This is a genomic window from Opitutus sp. (assembly GCA_024998815.1).
Lineage (GTDB): Bacteria > Verrucomicrobiota > Verrucomicrobiia > Opitutales > Opitutaceae > Rariglobus.
This window is the reverse complement of sequence record JACEUQ010000002.1, coordinates 487,914-502,173: the sequence shown is the minus strand read 5'-3', so window position 1 is coordinate 502,173 and position 14,260 is coordinate 487,914. Positions and strand designations below refer to the sequence as shown.

Below are 14,260 nucleotides of genomic sequence, written 5' to 3'. Positions count from 1 at the left end.
CTCATCCGACGTGGCACCGGCGTCTCGCCCGTGGGCTTGGCGTGGCATGGGCGTCTCGCCCATATCATTTGAGCTAAGGTGCTTATATCGACTCAAGGAATGCATTACAGGCATTGGGGCTAACCGATTATCCTGGGGGGCTGCCCACACGGCTCCGCCCTTGCTTTCCGGAGGCAGGAGGGTTGGGGTTTAAACCCAGTGACTGTGACCACCCTCATTATTATCGATGACCATAAAATCATCCGCGACGCGCTGCGGGCGCTGCTGGGGCAGGCCGAGGGGATGAGGGTGATCGGCGAGGCCTCCGACGGCCGTGCTGGGGTCGAGCTGGTCCTGGCCCAAAAACCCGACGTGGTCCTCATGGATATGGGGCTGCCCTTGCTCAACGGCATGGAGGCCACCCGCCAGTTGCGCGAACGCGGTTACCGCCGGGGCATCGTGATGATCTCGATGCACAACGAGCGCCACCTCGTGCGCGGCACCCGTGAGGCCGGGGCCGACGCCTACGTGCTCAAGGAACACGCTTTTGACCAGCTCCCGCTGGCGATCGCGGCCGCCAACCGGCGGGAGTCTTATTTCAGTCCGCAGCTCGGCGAGCTTGATGGGGATGGGGACGGCTTGACCGGTTCGCTCACCCCGCGCGAGCGCGAGGTGCTGCAGATGCTCGCCGAGGGCGCCACCGCCAAGGAGATCGGGTTCGCCCTAAAGCTTAGCTCGAAGACGGTCGACGTGCACCGCGCCAACCTTCAGCGCAAGCTCAACGCCGGCACGCTGGCCGATCTCACGCGCATCGCCCTGCGTGAGGGCATCGCCCAACTCTGAGCTGATGCCCCACCATATCCCGATCGAGGTCCTGCGACGTTGCCTGGGCCACGCGCGCCACGGCTTTACTGTCGTCGATGCCCGCCTGCCGGACCAGCCGCTGGTGTATGTGAACCAGGCATTCGAGGCGATGTCCGGCTACAGCCGGGATGAGTTGATCGGCCGCAATTGCCGGTTGATGCAGGGGACGGATCGCAAGCAGGCGGGGATTAAAACTATCCGTGCGGCACGGGAGGCGGGGCAGCCAATACGCGTTACCCTGCGCAACTACCGCAAGGACGGGACGCTGTTTTGGAATGACCTGAGTTTGACCCCGATTTTCGACGAGCGGGGTGTGCTGACCCATTACATCGGGGTTCAGGCGGACGTAACCCACCTGCGCAAGGAGCGGGCCAGGATCTTGAGGCATCAGCGCCAGCTACAAGTGCTGGCCGAACGGCTGATTCGCACCGAGGCGGCAGAGCGGCAGAAGCTGGCCTGCGAGGTGCACGATCAAGTGGGGCAAACCCTGGCGTTGTGCAGCATGCAGCTTGGGGAGTTGACGCGCGACCTCGGGGGGGCGCAGGTGCCGCCGGCCTTGGGGGTGGTGTGCGGTTTGGTGGAGGCGGCGTTGAAGGAGGCGCGCGGCCTGATGGCCGAGCTTAGCCCGCCGCTGTTGCGTGAACTGGGATTGGAGGCGGCCCTGCAAAATCTGGGGGAGCAACAGGCACAGCGTTTCGGGCTCGTGGTGCGGGTCAATTTTGAGATCGGGCGCAAGCCGGTGCCTGAAAAGGTGGCGCAACTGGTGTTTCGATCGGCGCGCGAGTTGTTGATCAATGTGGGCAAACACGCCGCAGCGCAGGTGGTGCAGGTTGGGCTGAAGCTGGAGGCTGGCGAACTGGTGCTGACGGTGGAGGATGACGGCAAGGGCTTCCGCACGCCTCGACAGGTCGAGGCTGCGGATGGCGGGTTTGGGCTGCTCAGCATCCGAGAGCGGGCGGTTTACATGGGCGGCGGGTTGAAGGTGCGCAGCAGCGTGGGCAAGGGAGCCCGGGTGGTGCTGCGCCTGCCGTTGGCGCAGAAACGCCGGCGCGCGTAGGCGGCGGTAGGAGCAGGTGGCCGGACCGGAACAGGGCGGAAAACGTCCGAAATCCGCTGCCCAACGTTCAACATCCAACATTGAACATCCAACGTTCAACGGGGCTGGGCGTTGGATGTTGGAGGTTGAAGGTTGGATGTTGAACGTTCGGTTTTGCCACTGGGCTTAAAGGCGGTGGCGAAGTACAGGGCGGCCACCAGCAGCGCAAAACTTACCGCGTAGTTCCAGGTGAGTTTTTCCTTCAGCACCAGCCAAGCAAACACCACAAACACGCCGAGCGTGATACACTCCTGGATGATCTTGAGCTGATAGCCGGTAAAATCCCCGCTGAGGTACCCGGCTCGGTTGGCGGGAATCATCAAGCAGTATTCGAAAAACGCGATGCCCCACGAAAACAAGATGATCCAGATGAGGCCTTTGCCCTCCAAGAACTTCAGCTTGAGGTGCCCGTACCAGGCGAGGGTCATGAAGATGTTGGAGGCTACAAGCAGGAGGATAGTTTTCATGACAGGATGCGCTAAGCAGGCGAATGGGGGGAGCAGTAATTAAAATGAGGGAGGTGTGTCGGGCTAGGTCAATGGAGGTTGGCTAGCGGGCGCTTTTCAAAGGTAAGCGGAGTTGCTTCGGGGGCGGACTCTGGCGGAGTGGGCGGATGGATCTTTCGGTTTCCGCGTCTTTGCTCCCCACCATTCAGCTTTCGATTACTCCGGTGATTTTGATCACCGGCTTGGGCTCGCTGCTGCTGACCATGACCAATCGCATGGGGCGCATCGTCGACCGCACCCGTATCCTCGCCGGCCAGGCTCGTGCGGCCAGCGCCGGGGAGCGGGATCACGTCGAACATCAATTGCGGATCATGTACCGGCGCGCCCAGATCGTGCGCAGCGCGGTCACACTGGGCGTATCCAGTATGTTCTGCTCGGGCCTGCTGGTGGTGGCGATTTTTGCAGACGCCCTGCTCGATGCCAATTTGGAGGTGTTTATCCTCGGGCTTTTTATCATGAGTATCGGCCTGCTGCTCGGGGCATTGGGGGCGTTTTTGCGCGATATTTTCCTGTCGCTCAACGCCCTCGGGCTTGAGGTGGAGCGTGCGCTCGACCACCCGCCGCTGGTTTGAGCGCGATGATATCGGAGGCGGGCGAGAGAATGAGTAGGAGTAGGAGAACGAGAACGATATCGGAGGGACGACCTCCGTGTCGTCCGGGATCGAAAAAGTAGCGCAGACTTCCAGTCTGCTCCGGCAAGCACCCGAGGCAGACTGGGAAGTCTGCGCTACTTTTTCGGCTGCCCGAACCAGCCCGCATGGAGGTGGGCCCTCCCGCGATCATCGGAATGCAATCATCGCCAAACCCAGCGCTGCTTGGTTTTTTTAGTGTTTAGCCCAGGCCGAACTGCGCCGCGCCAATCGCTCCGAGGCTGGCGTAAACCCCGTCGGCGCCGGCCATGCTTAACTCCTCGTGGGTGTGGGTGCCCGTGGTCACGGCGAAACAGGGGAAGCCGGCGTTGTGCGCGGCTTGCACGTCCCATGGCGAATCGCCGACCATGCAGGTGCTGGCGGCGTCCGCGCCGAGGGCTTTAAGGGCGTGGGCGGTGAACTCGGGTGCAGGCTTGAGCCAGGGCGTGTCCTTGGCACCGAAAACGTCGCGGGTGTAGCGAGTAAAACCGAGGTGGGCGCAGACTTCGCGCGCCGAGGGGCCGTGTTTGTTGGTGAACACCGCTGTCGTGATGCCGCCGACGTGGAGGCGCTCGAGCAGTTCAAGGGCGTCCGGCATGGCTTCACCGCCGGTGAGCATGGTGGCATCCCAGAAGGGCCGGTAAATCGCGATGGCCTCGGCCACGCGGGCTTCGGGGATGAATTTGAGCATCGCGTTTTCCAGCCCGCCGCCGATCGCGCGTTTGACCTGGTCGTAGGTCGGCGCCGGAAAGCCGAGCTGGGGCAGCGTGTGGACATAGCTGCGGTGGATCGCCGGCAGGTGATCCATCAGGGTTCCGTCGAGGTCGAAAAGCACGGTACGAAAACGCATGCGGCAACCCTATGTGGCGTCGATTCAAGGGAACGATATAAAAATTTCGTGCCTTCTGGGGCGAGCTGAGGTCAAGTGGGGACAATGTCCGAACCGATCAGTCCGCTGCCGCCCGAGACTCGCGTGCATTTGAGCCCGCAGAACGAGGCCTTGCGTGTCGAGTTGCACGGCGCCTGGCGCATAACGGAGACGCGGCCGTCGTGGCCGGCGTTGATCGAGGGGCAGGCTCCGGGGCGGGTGAAACTGGTTTGGGGGCGGCTGGGCGACTGGGATAGTTCGCTGCTGCTGTTTGTCTATGAGGTGCGGCAGTGGTGCCGGGTTAAGGGCGTGCAGTGCGAATTTGCCGACCTGCCGGACGCGCTGCAAAAACTGCTCCAGCAGTTGGAGGTGGTGAACGAGACCCGCATGCCGGTGGACCGCTCGCGAGATTTTCTGTCGATGGTGGGCTTCGCCGCCCAAGACGTTTGGGCCAAGACCAAGGAGATCGCCACGTTCGTGGGCGAGTGCGTGATCAGCGCCACCGGACTGCTTAAAAAGCCGCATAAGTTCCGTTGGCGCGACTGCCTCGACGAGATGCAGCAATGCGGCGCGATGGCCCTTCCCATCGTCAGCCTGATCAGCCTGCTGACCGGCCTGATCATGGCCTATCAGTCGGCGGTGCTGATGCGGCAATTCGGGGCCGACATTTACGTGGCCGACGCGGTCGGGTTGGTGATGGTGCGCGAGATGGGGGCGATGATGACGGCGATCATCCTGGCCGGCCGCACCGGCGCGGCGTTCGCGGCGACTTTGGGCAACATGCGCGCGGGCGAGGAAATTGATGCCTTGCAGACCCTCGGTATCCGCCCGGTGGATTTCCTGGTGCTGCCACGGTTGGTTGCGCTGGGTCTGATGATGCCCCTGCTCGCACTCTACGCCAACAGCCTGGGCATCCTGGGCGGCATGATCGTGTCGCGCGGTGTGCTCGACATCCCTCCCTCGGCCTACTGGGTGGAGACGCTCACGGCTATTGATTTGTCGGATATCACCACCGGACTGATCAAGGCATCGGCCTTCGGGATGCTGGTCGGGTTGGCGGGTTGCCATAGCGGGTTGCGGGCCGAGCGCAGTGCGGCTGGGGTGGGTCGGGCGACCACCTCGGCGGTTGTTATGGGGCTGTTGCTCATCATCGTCGCCGACGCGCTTTTCGCGGTAACCTTTAATGTCCTCGGCTGGTAACCCTACCGTTATGAACCGCGCCAATCCCACCGCTCCCGCCCTCGACGCGTCCTCCCTGGAGTGCGGCTATGATGGGCATGTGTTACTCAAGGACGTGAACTTCCAAGTGAAGCGCGGGGAGATATTTTTTATCATCGGCGGCTCCGGTTGCGGCAAAAGCACGCTGCTGCGGCACCTGGTCGGCCTCAACCTGCCGACCGCCGGCACGGTTAAATTTTTTGGCGAGTGTTACAACTCGGCTAGCGCCGACCGCCAGCGCGAAATCCTGCAGCGCATCGGCGTGCTTTACCAAGGGGGCGCGCTGTGGAGTTCGCTCAACCTGCTGGAGAACGTGATGCTGCCGCTGGAGGAGTACACCCCACTCGACGCCGCCGAGCGCGCGGAGCTCGCCTGCATGAAACTCGCGCAGGTGGGCCTTTCCGGCTACGGCGCCTATTACCCGGCGGAGATCAGCGGCGGCATGAAAAAGCGCGCCGGCTTGGCTCGCGCCCTGGCGCTGGACCCGGCGATCGTGTTCTTTGACGAGCCCTCGGCCGGCCTTGACCCGCTCACCTCGCGGCGGCTCGACGAGTTGATCCTGAATTTGCGCGACCTGCTCGGCATGACCTGCGTCGTGGTCTCGCATGAACTGGCCTCGATTTTCGCCATCGCCGACCGGGTCATCATGCTCGACAAGCAGGCCAAGGGAATCATCGCCGAGGGCGACCCCCGCGTGCTGGTGAAAACTAGTCCTGATGTGCGCGTGCGCGAGTTCTTGGGACGCGGCGAAGATGCCGCCGATCCCAGCCGTCAAAACCAGCCTTCCCCTTAAGCCCGCTCCCGCCTAACCCTCTTTTACTGTGAAGACCAAAGTCAGTCCTGCCGTCGTCGGTTTGTTTGTCCTAGGTGCGCTCGTGCTGGGCATGGTCGCGCTGTTCTCGTTCGGCGGCATTAACTTTTTCTCCCGCCCCGAGCGCTTCGTGGTGTACTTTGACGAGTCGATCCACGGCTTGGATCTGGGCTCGCCGGTGAAGTTGCGCGGTGTGCGCGTGGGCCGCGTGGTGGACATCAGCCTGCGCTACGTGCCCAACACCAATCACTCGCTGGTGGCCGTCGCCTGCGAGCTCAACCGCAACCTCATCGCCGACGAAAAGGGCCAGCTCATTGACGTGACCGAGGCCGGCCAGTTGCAGGGGCTCGTGGAGCGCGGCCTGCGCGCCCAGCTCGGTGTCATCGGCCTGGCGACGGGGTTGCTTTTTGTGGAGCTCGATTTTCTCGACCCGGCGATTTACCCGTTCAAGGCGCGAGCGGATCTGGCGTCGAAGTACCTCGAAATGCCTGCGGTGCCCTCGGCGATTTCGGAGTTTCAGTCCAACCTCACCGTGATTTTGAATAATTTGAAGCGCATCGATTTCCAGGCGCTGTCGGTCGAGGTGCACGGCCTGCTGGCCGACACCCGGGCGAAGATCAACGCGATGGATACGGGCGCCCTGGTGGCGGAATGGGCGAAGGCCGGCACGGCGATTCGTGAACTGGCCGCCTCGCCCGAGCTCAAGCAGTCGCTGGAGCGGTTGGGCGCGGCCGCGCAAAAGCTCGATCTCATCCTTGGCGACTATGCCCAGAACGGCCCGAAGGGTGCGGATCTGGCCAAGACGCTCGAGGAGGTGCGCGCGACCGTGGTGGCGTTTAATGGCACCGCAGCAACCGTGCAGAAATTCGTGAGCGCCCAGCAGAATCTCGGCGACGAGGCGGCCCAAGCATTGATGAAGCTCGGCGAAGCGGCCTCTGCGGTGCGCGGCCTGGCTGATTTTCTTGAACGCAACCCGAGCGCGCTGCTCAGCGGCCGAAAGACCCCGCTCCTTCCCACCAAGTGATTTTAACGGTTACCACGTCGATGAATTTTACCGCCTCATTCCGCCTCCTCCGCCTGCCGATGATCAGCCTCTGTGTGCTGGCTCTGGCCGGGTGCTCCCTGTTGCCAGCGCCCTCGTCCGATCCCACGCGCTATTACGTGCTCAACCGGGGCGTGCCCGACGTGAAGCAAGCGGCCAAGGCCGAGAAGGCGTTGGTGCTCGGCTTGAAGCGCATCGAAATCGCCCCGTATTTGAACGGCAAGGACTTGGTTGTTCGCGAAGCGGGCAATGAGATCACGTACCACAGTTTTTCGCGTTGGGCGGAGCCGCTGGCCACCAGTATCGGGCACGCCTTGGCGGACCGCTTGGGGGCATCGCCGCAGGTGAGTCGCGTGTATACGCAGCCATTCCCCTTCGAAGTCGTGCGGGATTACGACGTGGCGGTGATTATTTCCCGCTGTGAGGGTGAGCGCCGGGTGGATGGACGCACCGTCGCTTCGTTGGTTGCGGTGGTCGAGGTCACCGAGGCGGCCGTGGGTGGCTCGATTGTGCTGCGCAAGACGTTCACCGCTCCTGAGCAGGCCTGGGACGGCAAGGATTTCGGTGCGCTGGCGATTGCGCTCAGCGCCGGTGTGGACGCGCTCGGTGCGGAGTTGACCCAATCGCTTCCCGCCCGCTGAGGCGGTGCGTGGGGGCGGGGCGCCGCGGCTACTTCTTGAGTTGCTTCTTTATGTCCTGACTGGGGCAACCGCAGTTGCCGCCACAGCCGGGCTTTTGACGTTTTTTCCAAGCTCCGCGAATCAGCAAGGCGAGCGTCACAGCGACCACGAAGAGGGCGAGCGGGGTTTGCCAGTCGGTGAACATAGTGGAAGCTTAGATTACGAAGGTGATTGAGGCAACCGACCGGGCGGCGGAAACGGAGACGGAAACGGAGTTTTAACCGCTAATGTACGCTAAGTGACGCTAATTCCGGCCCGGCCTATTTCTGGATTAGCGGTCATTAGCGTCCATTAGCGGTTAACACTCGGTCTGTCTTGGTTTAGTACCCGAGTGCGCGGCCGACTTGATAAATGACAAGGCACAGGCCCCAGGCGAAACCGGTCATGTAAGCGAGTTGAAACAATGGCCAGCGCCACGAGTTGGTTTCGCGTTTCACCACCGCGACCGTGCTCAAACACTGCATCGCGAAGACGTAAAACACCATCAGGTTGAGGCACACTAGGGGCGTGAACAACTTGCTGCCGTCGGTCCGCACCGCCGCTTGCAGCGCGTCGCGCAGGTGGCCTGCGTCGGCTTCCTCGTCGTCGCTGGTTTCGACTGCGAAAATCACACTCATCGCACTGTTAAACACCTCGCGGGCCGCAAAGGAGTTGATCAAGCCGATGCCGATGCGCCAGTCGAAGCCCAGCGGTGCGATCACCGGTTCGAGCGCGTGTCCCGCCTGGCCGGCGAAACTGTGCGCCAGCGCTTGTTCCTTGGGCGTGCCTTCGGGGGCTTTCGGGTAGGTCGCGAGAAACCACAGCACGATCGACAATCCGAGGATGACCGTGCCCGCGCGTTTGACGAAAATGCCGGCGCGTTCAGCCATTTGCTGGGCGACGTCGCGCACGCGTGGCAAACGATAGGGCGGCAGTTCCATAATCATCAGCGGCGGGGCACTGCGCAGCAGGGTTTTCTTGAAAAACCAAGCGAAGCCAAACGCGCCAAAGGTGCCTAGCGAATACATGAGCAACATGAGGCCGACCTTGGTGCCCAGCGGCACTTCGCTGGTCGGGACCATCGCGGCGATCAGCAGCAGGTAAACCGGGAGGCGCGCCGAGCAGCTCATAAACGGCGCCACGAGGATGGTCACGAGGCGGTCCTTGGGTTGCTCAATGGTGCGCGTGGCCATGATGCCGGGAATCGCGCAGGCGTAGGAGCCGAGCAGCGGGATAAAACTGCGGCCGTTGAGGCCGACGCGGCTCATCATGCGGTCCATGATAAAGGCCGCGCGCGCCATGTAGCCGGTGCTTTCCAGCAGGCCGATAAAGAAGAATAAGATGATGATTTGCGGCAGGAAGATGATCACGCCTTGCACGCCGGCGATGGCACCGTCGATCACCAGGTCGTGCAGGTCGCCGGCCGGGATTAGGCCGCTGACCCAGGTGGACAGAACGCCCATCAGGCTTTCAATCCAGCCCATGGGGATATCGGCTAGGGTAAAGATGCTCAAAAACATTGCCGCCATGATCGTGCCGAAGATCGTCCAGCCCCACACGGGGTGCGTCACCCAAGCGTCAATGCGGTCGCTCACGCTGGGGCCGACAGGGGTGGCGGAGTCCTGGCCGACGACCTCGGCGGTGAGTTTACCGATGCTCTCGTAGCGGGCGTTAACGAGTTCGGCGGCCCAATCGGTGCCGGCGGCGGCCCAGCGTTTTTCCCACGACGCAAGGATTTCCTGGGTGCGGGTGGCGAGCGCAGTGGAGCCGGCCACACGTACGCTGTCGCGGTCGGTGAGTAGCAGCAGGGCCTCGGCGCGGGCGATGAGCGGGGGTTTGCCGTCGTTTTCCTGGAGCGAGGCTTGCAACTCCGAGACGGCGGGGGCGATGGCGGCGGGCACGCCCCAAGCATGCCGGGAAAGCGGCAGGTCGGAGCGGCTGAGGGTGAGTTTGAGTTCTATGACGCCGCGGCCGCTGGAGGCGGCGCAGGGGATCACCGGGATGCCGAGCAGTTGTTCGAGCCGTGCGGTGTCGATGCGCATGCCCAGTTCCTCGGCTACATCGATCATGTTGAGCACGAGGATGACCGGGCGACCGAGGTCGAGGATCTGGTGAACGAGGTAAAGGTTGCGCTCTAGGTTAGTGGCATCGACGACGCAGACGATGCGGTCGGGCATGGCGGTGTCGGCACGGCGGCCGAGGAGGACGTCGCGGGTGACGGCCTCGTCGGGGGAGCGGGCGGCTAGCGAGTAAGTGCCTGGCAGGTCGATCAGGGTGAGCGGCTGGCCGTGCTGGGTGTAAGCGGTACCGATCTTGCGCTCGACGGTGACACCTGGGTAATTGCCCACCTTCTGCTTCAGGCCGGTGAGGGCGTTAAACAGAGTGGATTTACCGCAGTTGGGATTGCCGACCAGGCCGTAAACGGGAGCCGAGGCGCGGGTGGAGGGCGCGGGTTTGGAGGGAGGGAGGGGAGGCGTCATAGAGGCGGGAGCTGATCTTTCTCTTTCCTCGTTATCTTTATCGTTATCCCTCCGGAATCCGATGCCAGTTGTCGTGGCTGTCGGGCGGGGCACGCACCCCTGACGAAAGATTAAGATAAAGAGGAAAGAGAACGATTCGGCGAAGGATTCGGCGGAGAGAACGAGTAGGAGAACGAGGAGGAGCCGGCGCGTGGGACTACGCTGACCGGCTTATTTCGCTTCGACCAAGATAAAGTCGGCCTCGGTTTTGCGCAGGGTGAGGTTGTAGCCGCGGAACTTGATTTCGAGCGGGTCGCCCATTGGCGCGGTGCGCACGAGGGTCAGGGAGGTGCCGGGCAGTAGCCCCATCTCGCGCAGGCGTAGAAAAGCGACGCCCTGCTTGGGGAATTCGCGGACGACGGCGCTGGCGCCAACGGCAAGGGATGAAAGCGGTGTGAGCTCAGCCATAAAAAAGGGGGGGCTGTCGGGGGGGAGCGGCGGGGGGCGGGCGAGCGGCGATTGCAACCAGTGGCGGTTGCCTCAACGCACGCCGCGAATAATTTCGACGGTGATATGCTGGGCCACCCCTTCGCCGAGGGCGACCCGCATGCCACAGACTTGGCACAGCAACGTGCTCTGGCCGGAGATTTTTTGCACCACCGCCGACTCACAGAAGCCCATTTCACGCAAACGCTGGCACACCTCCACTGCGCCGTTAAGCGCATGAATGCGCCCCGCCGCCCCAGTGGGCATCTCGGTGAGCGTCATACGCGGACGCTGTAAGCGTGAGTCGGTGGGCATAAGCGAAGGCGTTGTTATGACTGAGACTCAGTTTCAATGTCAAGCGCCGGGATGGGGGCCGAGCAGGGGGGCGACGAGGGAAGGGCCGGATTACGTGGGCGCGAGGCGGTGGAAGTTGCGTGGTTAAGCCTAATGCCTGTAAGGCATGGCCCGGATAAATCTCGGGATAAGCAAGTTGCGCTATAATATTAATATACGAACAAAGGAATCGAGTACACCGAACCGAAACGCCCCCGAGTCCCTGACGAAAGAGAACGAGTAAGAGAACGAGAACGATTCAATCCCCGTCCACCGATCGGCACGTCAGCGGCACCGCTGAATTCCGTATCGTTCTCGTTCTCTTAATCTTACTCGTTCTCGATCCGACGCCGATTGCTCGAGGTAGAGCATGCCTTAACGGCATTGCGGTTAAGCCAGGGGGAGTTCGGCCAGCAAGGCCCGCCAGACGGGCAGGCGGGGTTCAAGGGCGAGCAGGCAGGCGGGAGGGAGTTTGAGCAGCGAGTTGGGTACGCCGTCGATCGCGGGTTGCCGCTCGCCGACAAGAATGTGCGCCACGTGTAGCAGGGTGGGCAGGGTCAGTTCGGGGGCGTCTAGCGCCGGACCCGTGTGGTGAGATCCCACGGCCTCGACGATCGAAGTCGGCAATTCCCACAGGCTGAGGACATAGGCGGAAACCTCAGCGTAGGTGGTGCCGTAAGTGAGGCGTTCACACTCGTCGAGCTGTTGCTGGCGGTTTCGCGCCATGGCGATGGCCGTGCTGAGTGGACCCGGCAGGTTAGCGGCCAAGACCAATAATCCGCAGTTGTGGAGCAGCCCCGCCGTAAAGGCGCATTCCTGTAACTCCCCTGGCAGGCGTTCTTCCTTGGCAATCGCCCGTGCCGCCGAACCCAACGCTTGCGCCCGCGCCCAGAGCCGATCCACGGAGATGCCCGCCCGGCCGGGATCATGGCAAAAATTGAAAATCTCCGCGCTCAGCACCAACGCCTTCAAGAGCTCGACGCCCAGCAGGTTCACCGCCTCGGCCACCGAGTTCACCGTGTGACCGAAACCGAAATAGGCGGAGTTGGATAATTTCAGCACTTTAGCGGTGAGGCCCTGATCGGCCTCCACCAAATGCGCGAGGGTTTCCAGATCGGTTCCGGGCTGGTTGATAGCGGCCACTAAACGGCGGTAAACGAGGGGCTGGCTCGGTAAAAGCGGAAGCCGGTCGGCCATCAGCACCGCGCTCACGTTTTTGTCCTTTGCGCCCAAACCAACGAGGTTGAGCACGGTTTCGCGCAACTGCTTCGGGGCACAGGGTTTGGCGAAATAATGGTGAGCGGTGCTCACGCTTTGCGCTAGTAGGGTTTGGTCGGCTTGGCCTGAAAGGACGATGCGCACGACGTGGGCGTAGCGTTGGGCGACCACAGCGAGCAGTTCGGCTCCGTTCATGCCCGGCATGCGCATGTCGGTCACCAGTACATCACACGGACCGGCGGCGAGTTTTTGCAGCGCCTCGTCGCCACCCGTTGCGCTCGCCACGCTCCAGGTTTCGCCAAGGTCGTCAAAGGCTCGCCGCAGCCCTTCCATCAGCCGCTGTTCATCATCAACAAAAAGAATGTGTTTCATCGGCGTCAGGTGGGGAGTAGCAAAGGTAAAATCATCGCAGGGGAGGCCGCGTTGGAGAGTTATCGGCACACGGGGCCTTTAACTAAGTGGGGAATCGCCTAAAATGTGACGCGGCATCGATTCGGGTTGGAGCCCGCTGTTCCGTGGGGAGGTAGCAGCGGTTATGCGGCGGCCGTTTTACCCACGAACTACACGAACGGACACCAAAGTAGGAGCGGATGGGCGTGGCTTAGTTATGGTAGGTAGCCTGGGGTTTAGGCAGAAGCGCCAAAGAAGCCTAAAAGGGAACGGCGAGATCCAGCTCGGCCTTGGCGGATCAGTCCTCCAATGCCGTCATTCAATCGCGATGGGTTCGGTTACGCCGTTAATCTCGGCGAAATTCTGCAACCGTTGCAGGTGCGCCTCGGTTAGGCGCGTGCCGGCGGTGAGTAAGATCAGCCCGTTGGGCGTGGTCACGTTGGCACGCAGGGTCATGCCCGCTTCCAGTTTAGCCAAGCTTACTGCGCTGGGGGCGGTCAGGCCATTGGTCGTTACGGGTTTAGCCGCTGCCTCAAAGACCTTCACGCTGGCGTACAGCGCGAGCACCACCGCGGGTTCATAGCGCTCGGGTCCTTGCTTGAGCAAGCTGATCGCCTCGGTGGGCGAGGTGCCTTTGCGAACGATCGTTAGCAGCGCTTTGATTGCGTGCAGCACACGTGCTTCCAGCGGGATGGCCGCGCCGGCGATTTTGTTCTCCGGGTAACCCGCCCCGTTGAAATGCTTGTCCTGGTAAAGCACTGCCTGCGTCACGGCTTCGAGGCGCGGGATGCGTTGCAACAAGCGGCTGGAAAACTCCGGCACGCGTTCAACCAGTTTGGTTTCCGCAGCCGACAACGGCTGATGGTTTTTGAGCTTTTCGTTGACCGATGGGGGTAATGTCGCCCGGCCGATCTCGGCGAGCTGCGCGGCAATTTCAAAGCTCCACGTGGGCTGCTTGAGCGCCAGGGCGACTTCACGCGCCAAGCTGCGGCGCAGCTGTGCCTGCCCAAACGCCTCAGCATCGAGCAGGCTGAGGATGTCGGTGAGCGCCTGGATCGCGCCGTTGAGCGTACCTTCCAGCAACTGCTTCTCGGCGGTGATCAGCCGGTACTGCTCAAGGCCAGCGTTAAGCGCTGCGGCCACCTGCTCCGGGGCGCAGGGCTTGAGCATGAGCCGGAAAACACCGGCCTGGTTAATGGAGTTGAGCGCGTCGCCCATGTCGGCGTGGCCCGAGATCATCAGGCGCACCGTATCCGGTCGCAGGGCACGGGCGGCCTGGAGAAATTGCACGCCGTCCATACCCGGCATTTTGAGGTCGGTGAGGATGACCGCGTATTCCTCGGCCTCGAGCATTTTGAGTGCGGCGGCGGGCCCTTCGGCGGTGTGGAGGGTGAATTGCTCGCCAAGGCTGCGTTGGTAGGCGCGCAGGATCAGGGGTTCGTCGTCAACGGCTAGAATAAGATTGGACATGGGGGCGGGGGGAAAAGGGGGCGGTTGCGGAGGACGGAGGGGCGGAGGACGGGGAAAGGGGACGGGGGCGGGGGAAGGGGGGCTGGGGGCGGGGAGAACGTTCAACATCCAACATTGAACATCCAACGTTCAAGGGGCGGAGAGGCGGAGGCCGAAGGGGGGGGCGGTTGGACGTTGGAAGTTGAGCGTTGAATGTCGGATGTTGTTCTGGGCTTTTGTTTGGGGCCGTTCT

15 protein-coding genes are annotated in these 14,260 nt (G+C 62.4%); 7 read left to right on the top strand and 8 right to left on the bottom strand.

Annotated features, from left to right (window positions below):
• Positions 1-204: 204 nt before the first annotated feature.
• A complete protein-coding gene (locus tag H2170_10020; GenBank protein MCS6300422.1) occupies positions 205-822 on the top strand; it encodes a response regulator transcription factor in 618 nt (205 codons plus the stop codon).
• Between the two features lie 4 nt (positions 823-826).
• Positions 827-1,900, top strand: a complete 1,074-nt coding sequence (locus tag H2170_10015; protein MCS6300421.1) for a PAS domain-containing protein — start codon at positions 827-829, stop codon at positions 1,898-1,900.
• 95 nt (positions 1,901-1,995) lie between these two features.
• On the opposite strand, the gene H2170_10010 is transcribed toward H2170_10015, so the two are convergent.
• Positions 1,996-2,406 carry a DMT family protein gene (locus H2170_10010; protein MCS6300420.1) on the bottom strand — a complete coding sequence of 137 codons (411 nt, stop codon included), beginning with the start codon at positions 2,404-2,406 and terminating at the stop codon, positions 1,996-1,998.
• A gap of 170 nt (positions 2,407-2,576) precedes the next feature.
• Here H2170_10010 and H2170_10005 point away from each other — a divergent pair, with 170 nt between their 5' ends.
• Complete coding sequence (locus tag H2170_10005; GenBank protein MCS6300419.1) at positions 2,577-3,017, top strand: DUF2721 domain-containing protein; 441 nt, start codon at positions 2,577-2,579, stop codon at positions 3,015-3,017.
• A 259-nt stretch (positions 3,018-3,276) separates the two neighbouring features.
• Here H2170_10005 and H2170_10000 read toward each other — a convergent pair whose 3' ends face one another.
• On the bottom strand, positions 3,277-3,924 hold the full coding sequence (locus H2170_10000; GenBank protein MCS6300418.1) for an HAD family hydrolase: 648 nt from the start codon (positions 3,922-3,924) through the stop codon (positions 3,277-3,279).
• A gap of 84 nt (positions 3,925-4,008) precedes the next feature.
• Between H2170_10000 and H2170_09995 the strand changes: the two genes are divergently transcribed.
• Genes H2170_09995 through H2170_09980 form a run of 4 tightly spaced genes read left to right on the top strand, consistent with a single transcriptional unit; the run spans position 4,009 to position 7,654 of the window.
• The gene (locus H2170_09995) at positions 4,009-5,142 is read left to right on the top strand and encodes an ABC transporter permease (GenBank protein ID MCS6300417.1); all 1,134 of its coding nucleotides are present in this window, start codon (positions 4,009-4,011) and stop codon (positions 5,140-5,142) included.
• Positions 5,126-5,953 (top strand): ATP-binding cassette domain-containing protein, encoded by an 828-nt coding sequence (locus tag H2170_09990; protein MCS6300416.1) that lies wholly within the window; start codon positions 5,126-5,128, stop codon positions 5,951-5,953. Before H2170_09995 ends, H2170_09990 begins: the two co-directional genes overlap by 17 nt.
• 28 nt (positions 5,954-5,981) lie before the next feature.
• On the top strand, positions 5,982-6,995 hold the full coding sequence (locus tag H2170_09985) for an MCE family protein (protein MCS6300415.1): 1,014 nt from the start codon (positions 5,982-5,984) through the stop codon (positions 6,993-6,995).
• A 20-nt stretch (positions 6,996-7,015) separates the two neighbouring features.
• Entirely contained in the window at positions 7,016-7,654 is a 639-nt protein-coding gene (locus H2170_09980; protein MCS6300414.1) for a membrane integrity-associated transporter subunit PqiC, read from the top strand.
• A gap of 28 nt (positions 7,655-7,682) precedes the next feature.
• On the opposite strand, the gene H2170_09975 is transcribed toward H2170_09980, so the two are convergent.
• The 6 genes from H2170_09975 to H2170_09950 all read right to left on the bottom strand — a co-directional run bounded on the left by H2170_09975 (position 7,683) and on the right by H2170_09950 (position 14,028).
• Positions 7,683-7,838 (bottom strand): FeoB-associated Cys-rich membrane protein, encoded by a 156-nt coding sequence (locus H2170_09975; GenBank protein MCS6300413.1) that lies wholly within the window; start codon positions 7,836-7,838, stop codon positions 7,683-7,685.
• Positions 7,839-8,013: 175 nt separating this feature from the next.
• Positions 8,014-10,152, bottom strand: a complete 2,139-nt coding sequence (feoB, locus tag H2170_09970; protein ID MCS6300412.1) for a ferrous iron transport protein B — start codon at positions 10,150-10,152, stop codon at positions 8,014-8,016.
• 210 nt (positions 10,153-10,362) lie between these two features.
• Complete coding sequence (locus H2170_09965) at positions 10,363-10,599, bottom strand: ferrous iron transport protein A (protein MCS6300411.1); 237 nt, start codon at positions 10,597-10,599, stop codon at positions 10,363-10,365.
• A gap of 72 nt (positions 10,600-10,671) precedes the next feature.
• Positions 10,672-10,932 (bottom strand): ferrous iron transport protein A, encoded by a 261-nt coding sequence (locus H2170_09960; GenBank protein MCS6300410.1) that lies wholly within the window; start codon positions 10,930-10,932, stop codon positions 10,672-10,674.
• A gap of 408 nt (positions 10,933-11,340) precedes the next feature.
• On the bottom strand, positions 11,341-12,540 hold the full coding sequence (locus H2170_09955) for an HDOD domain-containing protein (protein ID MCS6300409.1): 1,200 nt from the start codon (positions 12,538-12,540) through the stop codon (positions 11,341-11,343).
• A 333-nt stretch (positions 12,541-12,873) separates the two neighbouring features.
• Complete coding sequence (locus H2170_09950; protein MCS6300408.1) at positions 12,874-14,028, bottom strand: response regulator; 1,155 nt, start codon at positions 14,026-14,028, stop codon at positions 12,874-12,876.
• Positions 14,029-14,260: the final 232 nt, after the last annotated feature.